This window comes from Cellulosimicrobium arenosum (genome assembly GCF_014837295.1).
GTDB lineage: Bacteria > Actinomycetota > Actinomycetes > Actinomycetales > Cellulomonadaceae > Cellulosimicrobium > Cellulosimicrobium arenosum.
Genome location: NZ_JACYHB010000016.1, coordinates 95,914 through 111,617, shown reverse-complemented (window position 1 = coordinate 111,617; position 15,704 = coordinate 95,914). Strand labels below are relative to the sequence as shown.

General features: G+C 73.1%; 9 protein-coding genes. All 9 read left to right on the top strand.

What is annotated here, in order from left to right; genetic code table 11:
• The coding region (locus IF651_RS16150) for a fibronectin type III domain-containing protein (protein ID WP_191830150.1) at positions 1 to 4,191 on the top strand (4,191 nt) is incomplete at its 5' end.
• A gap of 58 nt (positions 4,192 to 4,249) precedes the next feature.
• The gene (locus tag IF651_RS16145) at positions 4,250 to 5,224 is read left to right on the top strand and encodes an AAA family ATPase (protein WP_191830149.1); all 975 of its coding nucleotides are present in this window, start codon (positions 4,250 to 4,252) and stop codon (positions 5,222 to 5,224) included.
• A 47-nt stretch (positions 5,225 to 5,271) separates the two neighbouring features.
• Positions 5,272 to 6,543 (top strand): DUF58 domain-containing protein, encoded by a 1,272-nt coding sequence (locus tag IF651_RS16140; RefSeq protein ID WP_191830148.1) that lies wholly within the window; start codon positions 5,272 to 5,274, stop codon positions 6,541 to 6,543.
• Positions 6,543 to 9,047, top strand: coding sequence for a transglutaminase TgpA family protein (locus IF651_RS16135; protein ID WP_191830147.1), 2,505 nt, complete (start codon positions 6,543 to 6,545; stop codon positions 9,045 to 9,047). Before IF651_RS16140 ends, IF651_RS16135 begins: the two co-directional genes overlap by 1 nt.
• Positions 9,044 to 10,675 (top strand): RDD family protein, encoded by a 1,632-nt coding sequence (locus IF651_RS16130; protein WP_191830146.1) that lies wholly within the window; start codon positions 9,044 to 9,046, stop codon positions 10,673 to 10,675. Before IF651_RS16135 ends, IF651_RS16130 begins: the two co-directional genes overlap by 4 nt.
• Positions 10,672 to 11,514: a PP2C family protein-serine/threonine phosphatase gene (locus IF651_RS16125; RefSeq protein WP_191830145.1), complete on the top strand. Its 843-nt coding sequence runs from the start codon at positions 10,672 to 10,674 to the stop codon at positions 11,512 to 11,514. Before IF651_RS16130 ends, IF651_RS16125 begins: the two co-directional genes overlap by 4 nt.
• Positions 11,511 to 13,193, top strand: a complete 1,683-nt coding sequence (locus IF651_RS16120) for an FHA domain-containing protein (RefSeq protein ID WP_191830144.1) — start codon at positions 11,511 to 11,513, stop codon at positions 13,191 to 13,193. Before IF651_RS16125 ends, IF651_RS16120 begins: the two co-directional genes overlap by 4 nt.
• Positions 13,190 to 14,983 carry a protein kinase domain-containing protein gene (locus tag IF651_RS16115; protein WP_191830143.1) on the top strand — a complete coding sequence of 598 codons (1,794 nt, stop codon included), beginning with the start codon at positions 13,190 to 13,192 and terminating at the stop codon, positions 14,981 to 14,983. Before IF651_RS16120 ends, IF651_RS16115 begins: the two co-directional genes overlap by 4 nt.
• Complete coding sequence (locus tag IF651_RS16110; RefSeq protein ID WP_191830142.1) at positions 14,980 to 15,687, top strand: FHA domain-containing protein; 708 nt, start codon at positions 14,980 to 14,982, stop codon at positions 15,685 to 15,687. The genes IF651_RS16115 and IF651_RS16110 overlap by 4 nt, the downstream gene beginning before the upstream one ends.
• The last annotated feature ends 17 nt before the right edge of the window (positions 15,688 to 15,704 follow it).

The following is a 15,704-nucleotide window of genomic DNA, read 5'->3' as shown; positions in this document are numbered from 1 at the left end:
GACCAGGCCACGATCACGCCGAACTACGACTCGGGCAGCTTCTCGTTCACGTCGCTCGAGCCGGGTTCGTACGACCTGACGTACCAGGTCACCGACGGCCCGAACGCGACGACGGGTCTGGTGCGGGTCGACGTGACCTCGCCGGACGACGCGTCCGGGGCGCCGGTCGTGGTGACGGACACCGCGATGCTGCCCACCGGGGGCAAGACCCTGGTCGACGTCCTGGCCAACGACACCGACCCAGCGGGCGGGGTGCTCGTGGTCCAGTCGGTCCAGGTCCCCGACGACGCCGGCGTCTCGGTCGCGGTCCTCGCCCACAGCGTCCTGCGCATCACCGAGCTGCGCACGCTCGACGGCCCGGTGACCGTGCAGTACACGGTCTCGAACGGGACCGAGACGTCGACCGGTCAGGTGCGCGTGGTCCCGGTCCCGGCCCCGACGAAGCTGCAGCCGCCGAACGCGGCCGCGGACTCGGTCACCGTCCACACCGGCGACGTCGTGACGATCCCCGTCCTGCGCAACGACACCCACCCCGACGGCCTCGAGCTGTCCGTGCGACCGGAGCTGGCCCAGGGCGCCGACCCCGAGCTGGGCGAGGCGTTCGTCTCCGAGAACACCGTGCGGTTCAGGGCCGGGGCGAGCGCCGGAACCGCGTACGCGATCTACAAGGTGCAGGACCCCAACGGCCAGGAGGACTCGGCGCAGGTCACGATCCACGTCCGCGACGGGCAGGAGAACGTCCCGCCCGTTCCGCGTGACGTCGAGACCCGGGTGCTCTCCGGGGCGTCGACCCGCGTCGACATCCCGCTCGACGGGATCGACCCGGACGGCGACTCCGTCCAGATCTCGGGCGTCGCCTCGGCCCCGTCGCAGGGTACGGCGCAGCTGGTGGACGGGTACGTCCAGTACACGGCGTCGAAGAACGCGGTCGGTCTCGACACGTTCACGTACACGGTGCTCGACGCGCGTGGTGCGACGGCGACCGGGGCGGTGCGGGTCGGGATCTCGAAGCCCGCCGACCAGAACCAGTCACCGGTCGCGGTCGACGACGAGGTCACGGTCCGCCCCGACCGCACCGTCGCGATCGCGGCGCTGCGCAACGACACCGACCCCGACGGCGACCAGATCGCGCTCGTACCCTCCGAGCTCGACGACTCCCAGGGCATGGACCCCGAGGTCGTCGGTGACCGCGTCGTGGTGACCACCCCGGCCGACGAAGGCGCCTACACGTTCTACTACGAGATCCAGGACACCTACGGCGCCCGCGCCACCGGGGCGATCACGGTGGACGTCGCCGCGGACGCCCCCCTGCTGCCCCCGGTCGCGCGCGACGACGCCGTGCAGGTCGAGGACGTCCTCGGCGAGACGCAGGTCCCGGTCGCGGTCCTCGACAACGACGACGACCCCGACGGCGCGGCGAGCGAGCTCGCGGTCACGACCGACGACGAGACCGCGACCGTGACAGACGACGGGCGGCTCGAGATCACCCTGACCGAGCGGCGCCAGGTCGTGACGTACACGGTCACCGACATCGACGGTCTCACCGCCAAGGCGTTCGTCACCGTCCCTGGTCTCAAGGCGCAGGCCCCGACGCTGCGCCCGGGGACGTCCCTCGAGGTCCAGGCCGGGGAGACGCTCGACATCGACATCACCGACCACGTGCTCGTCGCCGAGGGACGGACGCCGCGCCTGACGGCGGAGGACACGGTCAAGGCGACCGACGGCTCGCGGGAGGTCGGCTCGGCGACCGAGATCTCCTACACGCCCGACGAGGACTACACGGGCCAGGCGGCGGTGTCGTTCGAGGTGACCGACGGTGCCGGTCCCGACGATCCCGACGGCAACACGGCACTGCTGACGATCCCCATCACCGTCCTGCCACCCGAGAACCTTCCGCCGGAGCTCACCACCACGCCGACCCTCGAGGTCGCCGCTGGCGAGGACGCCTCGATCGACCTCGCCCGGTTCGCGACCGACCCCGACGGCGACGACCTGACGTTCACGTCCACGGGTCAGGCCGAGGGCGTCACCACGAGCCTCGAGGGCTCGACCCTGCAGGCACAGGCCACGCCGGACGTGCCCAAGGGCACCGTCGTCCAGGTCCCGATCACCGTGTCCGACGGCAACAACCCGCCGGTCAGCGGCGAGGCGACGCTGACCGTGGTCGCCTCCACGCGTCCGCTCGCCCGCGCGAACGACGACAGCGTCGAGGACGCCCACCAGGGCAAGGAGACGACGGTCCCGGTCCTGGCGAACGACTCCAACCCCTTCCCCGAGACCCCCCTGCAGCTCCTCGACGCGATCGTCGAGACCGGCCAGGGCAGCGTGTCCGTCGCGGGCGACCAGGTCTCGGTCACGCCGCGCGAGGACTACGTGGGTGTGATGGTCGTGCGGTACCGGGTCCAGGACGCGACGAAGGACCCGGACCGCGAGGTCGAGGGACGCGTCCAGCTCACCGTCCTCGGCAAGCCCGAGGCGCCCGCGACCCCGCAGGTCGAGGAGGTCCGGTCCGAGACCGTCGTGCTGTCCTGGGACCCGCCGAACAACAACGGCGCCGACATCACCGGCTACACCGTGGCCTCGCAGAACGGGTACACCAAGGAGTGCGGCACCACGACCTGCACCCTGGACGGGCTGACCAACGACGTCGAGTACACCTTCACCGTGCTCGCGACCAACGACGTCGGCGACGGACCCGCGTCCCCGCCGTCGGCCGTCGCACGACCGGACCAGAAGCCCGACCCGCCCGCCGCACCCTCCCTCGAGTTCGGCGACAAGGCCCTGACCGTCTCCTGGACCAACAAGACCTACACCGACCGGTCCCCGATCGAGTGCGTCAACCTGCGCATCTCCCCGGCACCCGCAGGAGCGTCCGACAAGACGTGCATCAAGGGCACCACCTATGTCTGGGACGGTCTCGAGAACGGCACCAGCTACACCGTCCAGGTCCAGGCCGAGAACGATGCCCCCGACCCGTCCGACTGGGGCGACGCGTCCGCGCCCGAGATCCCCGCGGGAAAGCCCGACGCCCCGGCCGCACCCAACGCGGCACGCAGCAACGACAACGTGAACGGCGGCGTCATCGGCGTCACCTGGAGCACTCCGTTCGAGAACGGGGACGCCGTCAAGAGCTATCACCTGCAGCAGTACAAGAACGGCGCGGCCGACGGCGGTGCGATCACGGTCACGGGCAAGACCGCCTACACCGCGACCGGTCTCGACAACGAGGCGACCTACACGTACACGGTGGTCGCCGAGAACAAGGCCGGCAAGGGCAAGGGCAGCGGGAAGTCCAACCAGGTCATCCCGTACGGCAAGCCCGGCAAGCCCGGCAGGCCGTCCGCCTCGCTGCAGAGCAACACGAGTCAGCGGGCGCAGGTGACGTTCGGTGCGGCCGACGCCAACGGCAACGCCGTGACCTACGACGTGCGGGCCAACGGCTCGGGCGGGTCGACGAAGAAGACCACCGCGACGACCTACACCTTCACCGGGCTCAGCAACGGCAGCGCGTACACGTTCGACGTGCGGGCCTGCAACGACGCCGGGTGCTCGGACTGGACCGCGAGGTCGGGCTCGGTGACGCCCTACACGACGCCGAGCAGCCCCGGTGTGAAGTGGACGAAGACCTCGGCGACCGACGGGTACTTCACCGTCTCCGGACCCAGCTCGGACGGCGGCAACGCCGCGACCGTGAGCTGGGAGTTCACGAACGGCCAGTCGGGCAGCGGCAAGGGCACGGGCCGCGTGAACGTCGGCGGTGGCTACTCGAAGACCTACACCGTGCGCGCACGGGCGTGCAACGACGCGGGCTGTTCCGGCTGGGTGAACGACACCGGCAGGACCGAGGACAAGCCCGCACCGCCGCCCAAGACCATCACGGCGAGCAAGGGCAGCAACCACAAGCTGCCTGACTCCAACGGATGGCCCGGCAACTGCCAGAACGCGTCGTGCGCCGAGGTGTACCTCACGATCAGGAACGGCCCGGCCAACACGACCTTCACCTCGACCTGCTACGGGGGTGGGACGCGGATCGGTTCCGGCGGGTACACCAGGGACGCTCAGTTCCGGACCCTGCGAACCGACGGCAGCGGGAACTACGAGGGCGGTCAGCAGTGCATCTGGGGCAACCCCGGCAGCCAGGTCTACGTCACGACTTCGATCGGCACGTCGACGTCGTACACCTGGCGGTGAGATCGACGACCACCACGACTCTGTCCACCTCCTCGCGATACCGAACGGAAAGACGCGCATGAGCACCATGACCCCCGAGCAGGCCGCCTGGTTCGCACAGACCTTCGACCGCCTCGTCGGCAACGTCGGCCAGGCGGTGCTGGGCAAGCCGCACGTGGTCCGCCTCGTGCTGACGTGCATGCTGTCGGAGGGCCACATCCTCCTCGAGGACGCCCCGGGAACGGGCAAGACGTCGCTCGCGCGCGCCATCGCGGCGAGCGTCCAGGGCACGCAGCAGCGCATCCAGTTCACGCCGGACCTGCTGCCCTCGGACGTGACGGGCGTGACGATCTACGACCAGAACTCCGGGAAGTTCGACTTCCACCCGGGGCCGATCTTCGCCTCGATCGTCCTCGCGGACGAGATCAACCGCGCCTCGCCGAAGACGCAGTCGGCTCTCCTCGAGGTCATGGAGGAGGGGCAGGTCACGGTCGACGGCGTCGGCCACTCCGTCGGCAGCCCGTTCATGGTCATCGCCACGCAGAACCCCATCGAGCAGGCCGGGACCTACCGCCTGCCGGAGGCGCAGCTCGACCGCTTCCTCATGAAGTCGTCGATCGGCTACCCGGACCACGCGTCGACGGTCGAGATCCTCTCGGGCGCGTCGGTCCGCGACCGCAGCAAGTCCCTGCAGCCGCTCATCACGACGCAGGCCGTGACCGAGATGGCCGAGCTCGCCGACCGCGTGCACGTCGACGGCGCCGTGCTCGAGTACGTCTCGCGCCTGGCCGAGGAGACCCGGAACGCGGCCGAGGTGCGGGTGGGTGTCTCCGTGCGCGGGGCGCTCGCGCTCGTGCGCTGCGCCAAGGTCTGGGCGGCGGCCCACGGCCGCAACTACGTCCTGCCGGACGACATCAAGGAGCTGGCCCAGCCGGCGTGGGTCCACCGGTTCGTCCTGGACCCCGAGGCCGAGTTCGCGGGAGCGACGGCCGACGCCGTGCTCGGCCGGCTGCTCGCCGACGTCGCCGCCCCGCAGGAGCGGCGCTCCGCCTGACCGGCACGACTCCCGACCCGACACGTACCCCCGGAGCACGCGAACCCATGGACCCGACACCCGCACCCGCGCGCCGCACGACCGTGCGCACCGGCCTCGTCGGCCTGCTGCGCCCGGCCGTGGAGGCGGCCTCCCGTGCGCTCGCACCGGCCGGGCGAGCGCTCGCGCCGGTGACCGGCGCGGTCAGCACGCTCGGGTGGGCCGTCCTCGCGGGCACCGTCGTCGCGTGGTGGGCAGGGCTCCGGTATGCGTGGCTCGAGCTCGTGGTCGTCGCGATCCTGCTCACGGTCGCGCTCCTGGCCGCGGTCGTGTTCGTGCTCGGAAGGTTCCGGTACGCCGTCGACCTCGACCTCGCGCAGCAGCGCGTGACAGTGGGGGACCGCGCCGTCGGGCGTCTCGACGTGCGCAACGACTCCCCGCGCGCCGTCCTGCCGTCCGTCATGGAGCTCCCCGTCGGCGCCGGGACGGCGTCGTTCCCCGTCCCGCGGCTGCGCCCCGGGGCGAACCACGAGGAGATCTTCACGGTGCCGACCCACAAGCGGTCCGTGATCTCGGTCGGCCCCGTACGTTCCGTCCGTGCCGACCCGCTCGGGCTCCTGCGCCGCGAGGTCGTGTGGACCGAGCCCGAGGAGCTGTTCGTCCACCCGCGCGTGAAGAACCTCTCCGGCTCGTCGACCGGGTTCCTCAAGGACCTCGAGGGCCGCGTCACCACGGACATCTCGAACTCCGACGTGTCCTTCCACGCGCTGCGCGACTACGTCCCCGGGGACGACCGGCGACACATCCACTGGAAGACCACGGCCCGCACCGGCCAGCTCATGGTCCGCCAGTTCGAGGAGACCCGCCGCTCGCACCTCGCGGTGCTGCTCTCGACCCGCGCGGAGGACTACGCGCACGACGACGAGTTCGAGCTCGCGGTGAGCGTGTGCGGTTCGCTCGGCCTGCAGGCGATCAAGGAGGACCGCGGCGTCACCGTGCTCGTCAACGACGGGAACCTGCGGGGCGACCACCGCACGCGCCTGCTCGACGACCTGTCCCGTGTCGACCCGACGCCGAAGCGCACCTCGCTCGTCGACGTCGCACGCGTCGCCGGGATGACGATCAGCGACGCCTCGGTGGTGTCGTTCGTCGTGGGGAGCAGGGTGTCCCCGACGGAGCTGCGGGCGGCGTCCGCGCGGCTGCCCCAGGACGTCAAGGTCATGGCGATCCAGTGCGTCCCGGGCGCCTCCCTGAGCCGGCACGCGATCGCGGAGCTCGTCGTCCTCACGATCGGCGAGCTGGGTGAGCTCCCGCTCGCGCTGCGGAGGATGAACGACTGATGAGCGCCCCCACCACCACCACGACCCGCGGCTCGCGCGGGATCCCGCCCACCGGTCCCGACGGTGCGGCGACCGGGACGTCGAGCCGCTCCGCGACGCGCCGGCGGGCGGACGAGATCCCGCGCGCCAGGACGAGCTCCGGCGCCGTCGACGCTCTGGTCCTCGCGGTCCTCCTCGGCGCCACGATCGTGGGTTTCGGCCCCGTCTGGGGCTCGGCGGCCTACCTCGTCCCGGCCGCGGGCGGCGCGCTCGTCGGGCTCGCCGTCGCGTGGTGCGGCGCGTGGCGGCGCTGGCCGACGATCACCGTCGCCGCGGTCGCCGTCCTCGCGTACGTGCTGCTCGGCGGGGCGCTCGCGCTCCCGGCCGACACGATCGGGGGTGTCGTCCCGTCGCTCACGACGGTGCGCGAGCTCCTCCTCGGGTCGATCACGGGCTGGCGCGACGTCGTGACCACGGTGCCGCCGCTGCGCTCGTTCCCCGAGCTCGCCGTCGTGCCCTACCTGATGATGCTCCTGACCGGGCTGCTCGCCGGGACGATCGCCTGGCGGGCACGGCACGGCGCATGGGCGCTCGCACCCGTGGTCGTCGCGTTCGTGGGCGTGATCCTGCTCGGCACGGTCATCCCCGCCTTCCCGGTCGTGCAGGGGCTCGTCGTGGGGTGCGTCGGGCTGCTGTGGGCGAGCTGGCGCGTCACCGCGGCGCGGCTCGGTGCGCACCGCATCACGACCGAGACGAGCCGCGCGGCCAACCGGCGGCTGTGGTGGCACCGGGTCCGCGCGGGGGCCGCCATGCTCGGTGTGGGCGGTGTGGCCGCCGCGCTCCTGGCACCGGTGCTGCTGCCGGACGCGCCGCGCACGGTGCTGCGCGAGACCGTCGTCCCCCCGCTCGACCTCCACGAGTACGTGAGCCCGCTGACCGGGTTCCGCAAGTACGCGAAGGACATGAAGGAGGACGAGCTCTTCACCGTCACCGGGCTCCCCGCGGGCGCCCGGGTCCGCCTCGCCACGCTCGACACCTACAACGGCGTCGTGTACGACGCGTCGAGCGGTCTGCCGGGGTCCGGCGTCTACACGCGGGCCGGCGAGGAGATCGCGACCGTCGCCGACGGCGCTCCCGCGACGCTCGACGTCACGGTCGACGACTACGAGGGCGTCTGGGTCCCCGAGACCGGCGAGCTCGCCGGCATCACCTACACCGGTGAGCGCGCGCGCGACCTCGACGAGAGCACCTACTACAACTCCACGACGCGCACCGCGCTCGCGGACGTCGGGCTCCGCCCCGGCGACACGTACACGCTCGACGCGATCGTCGCGCCGGAGCCGACGGACGAGGATCTCGCGGCGGGCGCGGTGGACCAGGGGGTCGAGGTCCCCGACGTCAGCAAGGGGCTCCTGCCGGTGTCGCTCGCCGGCAAGGCGACCCAGTTCATGGGCGAGGAGACCGACCCCGTCAAGCAGCTCTTCGCGCTGCGCGACGGGCTGGTCGCGAGCGGTGTGTACTCGAGCGGTCTCGAGAACCAGCCGCCGTCGCGCCCGGGCCACTCGGCCGAGCGGATCGACGCGCTCCTCGCGGACGAGGAGATGGTGGGCGACGACGAGCAGTTCGCCGTCGCGCTCGCGCTCATGGCCAACCAGGTCGGGATCCCGGCCCGGGTCGTCATGGGGTTCTACCCCGACGAGGAGGAGCCGCTGGAGCCCGGCGACCCGTTCGTCGTGACGGGCGGCGACGTGCACGCGTGGGCCGAGGTGCCCTTCGTCGGGTACGGCTGGGTCCCGGTCGACGCGATCCCGGACGAGGACAACAAGATCGAGCCCGAGCCGAAGAGCCTGCAGGTCCCGAAGCCGCCCGTGCTCGAGGACCCCGAGCCGCCGGAGGAGCCCGCGGAGGCCGAGGCCGGCAAGGTCGACGACGACACGAAGGACGACGCCGAGAGCGACGGCTTCGACTGGGGACAGGTGGTTCTCGTCGGCGTCGCGGTCGCGATCCCGCTGGCCCTGCTGGCGCTCCCGATCGTGCTGATCCTGGCCTACAAGTCGCGTCGGCGGCTGCGCCGGCGGACGGCCGCGCGGCCGGTCGACCGGGTCAGCGGCGGCTGGCGCGAGGTGCTCGACGCCGCGACGGATCTCGGTACCGCGGTGCCGACCGGGGCGACCCGACGGGAGGGTGCGAGCGTCATCGTGCGGTCGTACGGGGCGCCGGCCACGATCCCGCTCGCGCACCGCGCCGACGCGACCGTGTTCGGGACCGACGAGCCGACCGACGCGGAGATCGACGCCTTCTGGTCGCAGGTCGAGGAGGTCGTCGGCGGTCTGCGCTCGACGGTGCCGCGCCGCGCCAGGATCCGGGCCGCCCTGTCGTTGCGCTCGGTCCGTCGTGCACGCGGGCGCACCGGCGCGGCAGCACGCCGCGCGCGGCGTGTACCGTGGCGCGATCGGGGCGAGGAGGATGCCGGCCCGACGAGCGGACGCAGCTCCGCGGAGACCGAGCAAGGAGACGAACGATGACCGACGTGACGTGCGCCGCGTGCGGTTCGAGCCAGGCGCAAGGGGCTGCGTTCTGCGCCGTCTGCGGTCAACCGTTCCCGCGGACCGGGCGACCCGTCTCGCTGCCCCCGGACGGGCCCGTCGGGCAGGTCCAGCGGGTCGCGGGCGGCCCTGACGCGTCGGGCCAGCAGGTTCCCTATCGGCGCAGCTCTCCGGACGGGACGACCGAGCCGGAGGTCTACGCCATGACGCAGAAGGCCCCGGTCGGGACCGCCCCGACCGCGACGTCGGCCCTCGCCGACGCGCCGCTCGGCGGTGTCGGACGCCGCTTCGGCGCGTACGTGCTCGACGTCGCGGCACCTGCCCTCGTGGTCGGGGTGGTGGTCGTGGCGGGGCTCCTGCTCGTGGGTGCGCCCCTGCTGGGCGACGTCCGGGTGGCGACGCCCGAGGAGGCGTCCGCCCTGCTCTCGAAGATGCTCGTCGTCTACGTCGTCGCCGGGGTGGTCTGGCTCGCCTGGTGGGTCGGCGTGATCTTCTGGGAAGGGTCGTCCGGCAAGACGCTCGGCAACCTGGCGACCGGTGTCCGCACGGTCGACGCGGCGACGCGCGGGCCCCTGGGCTTCGGCCGCGCGCTGCTGCGCTGGCTCGTCGTCGGCATCAGCGGCATCGTGCCGTTCCTGCCGATCGTGGTGGTCCTCAGCCCGGCGTTCGACTCGTCGGGTCGCCGACAGGGCTGGCACGACTCGCTCGCGAAGGCGGCCGTCGTCGACGTCCGCGGCCTCGCGCCGGCGGACCCCGCGGGCCACGAGGCCTTCGGCGGGGCCGGATCGCTCCTCGGTGCCCCCGTCGCGCAGCCCGCGGGCCCCGCGGGCGCTCACGGTCCCGACCTCGGGCGGTACGGCCACCCCGGTGGCCCGGGTCAGGACGGTTCCTGGTCGTCGGCCGCGCAGGGGGATGCGTCCGCCCGGTCGTTCGCGCCGCCCGCACACCACCCGCCCGCGGGTCCGACTTCTCCTGCGGTCCCCGCCCGGCCGTTGCCCGACCCGTGGGCGTTCCCGTCCGACGCGCAGGCCCCGACCCCCACGCCCGCGCCGGGTGGCACGCTGATCACCGGCGTACCGGGTTCGGCTGCGGGCGCCCCTGCCGCTCCTGCGCCTGCGGCCCGGCCCGGACCGCCGGCTCCCGCGCCACCGACTCCCGCGACACCTTGGCCCGCGCCCGCGCCCGCGGCGGACCCGCCGTCGGCCCCGGAGCCCGACGAGCCCGAGTGGGACAGCACCCGCATGGGCCGCGACGCGTTCGACCCGGTGCCGGTGGTCCCGGTCCGGCTCGAGCTCGAGTCCGGCGAGCAGCGTGTCGTGGACGGCCCGACGCTCGTGGGCCGCAACCCGCAGGCGCCCGACGACGCGTCGTGGCAGCTCGTCGCGGTCGACGACCCCACGCGATCGGTCTCCAAGACGCACGCCGAGATCGGCGTGGACGCCGGCGGGCTGTGGGTCACCGATCGCGGCTCGACCAACGGCACCGTCGTCTCCGCGCCCGGCACTCCGCCGCGCGTGGTGGAGCCGGGAGCGCGGGTCCGTGTCCCGGCCGGTGGGACCATCCACGTCGGGGACCGTCGCATCGTCGTCCACGCGGTGACGCCATGAGCTCGTCCGACGCCGAGGTCCGCCTCTCCTGGGGCGCGGCGTCGCACCGCGGTGCCCGACGGCAGCTCAACGAGGACCGCTTCCTCGTGTCGCGCTCCGTGTTCCTCGTCGCCGACGGGATGGGCGGCCACGACGCCGGCGAGGTGGCGAGCACGACGGCGGTCGACGCGCTGCGTCCGCTCGCCTCGCTCGACGTCGTGACGCCCGACGACGTGCTCGAGCACCTCACCTTCGCCCAGGAGCGGGTGCGCGCGATCGTCACCGAGCCGGGCCGCGGCGCGGGCACGACGCTCTCGGGTGTCGCGGTGGCGGAGCAGGACGGGAACCCGTACTGGCTCGTGGTCAACATGGGCGACTCTCGCACGTACCACCTGTCCGGCGGGCTGCTCGACCAGGTCAGCGTGGACCACTCGGAGGTGCAGGAGATGGTCGACGCCGGCGTGATCACGGCCGACGAGGCACTGACCCATCCACGCCGGCACGTCGTCACGCGGGCGCTGGGCTCGCGTGCGGAGGTGCGACCGGACTTCTGGTACGTTCCGATCGAGCGGCACGACCGGATCCTCGTCTGCTCGGACGGGCTGACCGGTGAGCTGTCCGACGAGCGCATCTGCGAGGTGCTGCTGCAGATCCCGGATCCCCAGTCCGCGGCCGAGCGACTGGTCCACGAGGCGATCGGCGCCGGCGGGCGGGATAACATCACGGTCGTCGTCGTCGACGCGGTCGGGGTGTCCGACGAGACGGGCGGTGGGAGCACCGCTCCACGTGACATGGTGTCCGTCGCCGACGAGGACACCTTGCCGAGGGAGGTTCGACTGCAGATGGGGGGTCCGTCGTGACGCTGCGCTACGAGACCGGTTCCGCGCACGCGCTCGTGCGGGGTGGTGCGGTCGTCGTGCTGCCGGAGCCCGCGGGGCACGCCCTGGTCGAGACGCTCTGGGAACAGCTCGGGGACGACCCGGGGGTGGTCGAGGTCCTGCAGGTGCTGACGGGCGCGTTCGGGTCGAGCCTGCGCACCCTGCCGCCGTTCGCCGTCGCCGTCGTGGACGGTCGCCGGGTGCACGTCGCGGTGCGCGGCGACATGGTCGTGAGCCTCGAGCAGGAGGACGCCGGGACTCTCCACGTCGGTGGTGTCGACGTGACGACCTGGTCGGAGCGGGTGGTGGACGACGTGCTGGAGCTCGTGGTCCGGGTCGGCGTGCGGGTACCGGACGTGCAGCCCGGGCGCACGCTCCTGGGCGACGTCCGCACCCTCCCTCTCGGCACCGGCGTGGTCCTCGTCGAGGCCGTCGGCCGGGAGCTCGCGCCGCGTCCGCCGGCACCGGTCACGGTCCCTCCGTCCGCCGCTGAACCTCCCGTGGTGCCGGTACCGGACGCGCCGCCCGAGCCGACGAGCGCCTCGGAGGAGACGATCGCGCCCGAGCGGGAGCCGTCCGCGACCGAGCCGCCGGTAGGAGCCGACGTACCGCTCGCGCCCCTGGATACCGCCCCGGACCTCGACGACCGCGCGCGCGACGAGGCCGCGGCGGACGACGACTACGCGCACCTGTGGGGTTCGACGGTCATGCGCACGGTCGAGGACGCCGCGATCCGGGTGGACGACTCGGAGGCGCCGGACGAGGACGAGTCGTCCTCCGCACCCGCCTCCGCACCCGCGGGGACGCAGGTCCCGGTCCCGCCGGTGCCTGCTCCCGGTCCCGACACGGCTGCGCCGGCTCCGCCGAGCGGTGCGGCGGCACCCGCCCCACCGAGCCCCGATGCGCTGATCGCCGGCGTGCCGCGCGAGTGGACCGGTGCGACGCCCGCCGCCGCGCTCCGGGCGTCGACGGTCGGTCCCGACGGCGCGAGCGCGGCAGCCGAGGGGACCGGCGAGGACGACGACGGGACCGATCACGACGGTCACACCGTCCTGTCGTCCGCCATCGCCGACCTGCGCGCCGCCGCGTCGCAGGACGCGGTACCGGACCCGACCGGGCCCGCACCGGCAGAGGCGCTCCCGGAGCCCTCGGCGCCCCCGATGCCCCCGGTGGCGACCTTCTCGGTGCCACCAGAGCCGGGCCAGGTGCAGATCCTCGCCCGGACCTGCCCGCAGGGCCACGCCAACCCGCCGTCGCGGGACACGTGCAAGGTGTGCGACGAGGCGCTGGAGGGCGACGCGCAGCTGACGGTCCGGCCGCCGCTCGGACGGGCGGTGGTCTCGACCGGGCAGAGCATCGACCTCGACCGAGCGGTCGTCGTCGGACGCCGTCCGCGGACCCCGCGCGACCAGGCCGCGGAGATGCCTCGACTGGTCACGGTGCCGAGCCCGCAGCAGGACGTCTCCCGCTCGCACGTGGAGATCTCGCTCGAGGGCTGGCACGTGCTCGTCGCGGACATGGCCACGACCAACGGCACCACGTTGCTCCGTCCCGGTCAGCCGCCGCGTCGCCTGCACCCCTCCGAGCCGGTCCTCGTCGTCGACGGCGACGTCGTCGACCTGGGCGACGGCGCGACGCTGACGTTCGAGGGGATCTGGTGAGCGGCAAGCGGGCACCCTCACCTCCGCCGCAGATCGCCGGCTTCGAGTACCTTCGGCTCATCGGTTCGGGTGGGTTCTCGGACGTCTTCCTCTACCAGCAGCGCCGCCCGCGTCGCCGCGTCGCCGTCAAGGTCCTGCTCCAGGAGTGGTCGAGCCCGTCCCAGCGGGAGGCGTTCGACGCCGAGGCCGACCTCATGGCGATGCTGTCGAACCACCCGTCGATCGTCACGATGTACGAGGCGGACGTCGCCGACGACGGCCGACCGTACCTCGCCATGGAGTACTGCTCGCGGCCCAACCTGGCGTCGCGGTACCGCAACGAGCGCTTCTCCGTCGCCGAGGTGCTGCGCATCGCCGTGCAGGTCGCCGGCGCCGTGGAGACCGCGCACCGGGCGGGGGTCCTGCACCGCGACATCAAGCCGGCGAACATCCTCGTGACGGAGTACGGGCACCCTGCCCTGACCGACTTCGGCATCTCGTCGACGCTCGACGACGCGGCTCGGGCCGAGGGCATGTCAATCCCGTGGTCGCCTCCGGAGTCGTTCGCCGAGCCACCGCGCAGCGGCGTGGGCACGGACCTGTGGGGCCTCGCGGCGACGACGTACACGCTGCTCGCCGGGCGCTCGCCCTTCGAGGTGCCCGGGGGCTCCAACTCGAGCGCGAACCTCATGTCCCGCATCGAGGGGGCCGCGCTGGCGCCGACCGGGCGCCAGGACGTGCCCGCGTCGCTCGAGCGCGTCCTGGCGACCGCGATGGCGAAGACGGCGTCCTCCCGGTACCCCACGGTCCTCATGTTCGCGCGGTCGCTGCAGCAGGTCCAGAACGAGCTCTCTCTCGCCGTCACCCCCATCGACCTGCTCGACGACTCCGGCCACGTCCAGGAGGAGGAGCCCGACGACGACGGCGGGACGCGGCTGCGCGTGCCGGTCTCGATCGACCCCACCGGGACGTCCGCACCCCCTGCCGGGACGTCCACCGGCACGCCGTCGGACTGGTCCCGACCGGTGGCCTCGACGGCCGCGGGGGCGAGCACCGGGTACGTGCCGGGGCAGGGCGCGATGCAGTACGGCGCGGGCCCCGCGACGACCTACGGTGCGCCTGGCGGGCGTCCGCCCCAGACGGCGGCGCCGGCCGCGTGGCAGCAGGGCGCGACGCCGGGAGGGACGGCGCCGACGAGCGCGGCCGGGCCGGCGCAGCACGTGGCCACCGCGGACACGACCGGTCCGTCGCGGTCGCACCCCGGCTCGCCGGCCCACCGCGGCAGCTGGGGCGACGCACCCGTCGAGGACACGGTCCACCGCGCCGTCGCGTCCGAGCAGCAGCAGGAGGCCGAGCCCGAGGGGAAGCGCCGCGGGGCGTTGTGGCCGGTGCTCTCCGGCGTCGTGGTCCTCGTCCTCGCTGGTGTCGGGGTCTTCGCGCTGACCCGCGACCCACCGTCGGACGACCCCGACGAGCCGTCGACGGCGGGCCAGACGTTCACGCCGTCGGACAATCTCGGGGGTGTGACCCCGTCGGTCAACGACCTGGCGGGGGAGTGGGACGAGGACCGCGAGGTGGCGACGTTCACGTGGGCGTACGACGCCCCGGACGCCCAGGACGGCGACTCGTTCGTGTGGTGCAAGCTCGAGCTGGGCGAGGAGGGATGTGAGTACCAGCCCGCCTTCGACGACACCGAGGTGGAGCTGAGCGCGAAGCCCGGCGACGAGGTCTGCATCAAGGTCGCGGTCGAGCGGGACGGTAGGTTGTCGAACAGTCCGCGCACGGCCTGCGTGACAGGGGGAGAGGCATGAGCGAGCTCGCGATCGAGTTCTGCGGCGAGTGGTTCCGGCCCGCCGACGACGGGACGCCCTTCGACGTGGGGCGCGACGCCGACCTCGCCATCGAGGACAACCCCTATCTGCACCGTCGCTTCCTCCGGATCACCCACGAGGGCGGCATCTGGTGGCTCGCGAACGTGGGCACCCTCATCTCGGCCACCGTGTGCGACTCCGGCGGGGGCGTCCAGTCCTGGCTGTCGCCGGGCAACCGGCTGCCGATCGTGTTCCCCTCGACGTCCATCGTCTTCACGGCGGGCCCCACGACCTACGAGCTCCTGGCGCGCCTCATGGGCGCCCCGTACCAGGAGATCCACTCGGAGGACCCGGAGTCGGGTGCGACGACGATCGGGATGATCACGTTCACCACGAGCCAGAAGCAGCTCATCGTCTCCCTCGCGGAACCGCTGCTGCGGCGCGACGGGACCGGGCTGTCGGAGATCCCGTCGTCGGCGGCGGCCGCGCAGCGGCTCGGGTGGGCGGTGACGCGCTTCAACCGCAAGCTCGACAACGTGTGCGACAAGCTGGACAAGATCGGCGTCAAGGGGCTGCGGGGCGGTCCGCGTGCGCTCGCGACGAACCGGCGCGCGCGCCTCGTCGAGTACGCCGTCGCGTCGCGGCTCGTCACGTCCGAGGACCTGCCCCTGCTCGACGCCGCGGACGGCCCGCCCACGACCTGACGCCCGACCCCGAGACC

Bases quoted from the DNA above. Each gene is read 5' to 3' on its own strand.
- IF651_RS16145 (WP_191830149.1), top strand. From the start codon at position 4,250: ATGAGCACCATGACCCCCGAGCAGGCCGCCTGGTTCGCACAGACCTTC.
- IF651_RS16110 (WP_191830142.1), top strand. From the start codon at position 14,980: ATGAGCGAGCTCGCGATCGAGTTCTGCGGCGAGTGGTTCCGGCCCGCC.
- IF651_RS16140 (WP_191830148.1), top strand. From the start codon at position 5,272: ATGGACCCGACACCCGCACCCGCGCGCCGCACGACCGTGCGCACCGGC.
- IF651_RS16125 (WP_191830145.1), top strand. From the start codon at position 10,672: ATGAGCTCGTCCGACGCCGAGGTCCGCCTCTCCTGGGGCGCGGCGTCG.
- IF651_RS16135 (WP_191830147.1), top strand. From the start codon at position 6,543: ATGAGCGCCCCCACCACCACCACGACCCGCGGCTCGCGCGGGATCCCG.
- IF651_RS16130 (WP_191830146.1), top strand. From the start codon at position 9,044: ATGACCGACGTGACGTGCGCCGCGTGCGGTTCGAGCCAGGCGCAAGGG.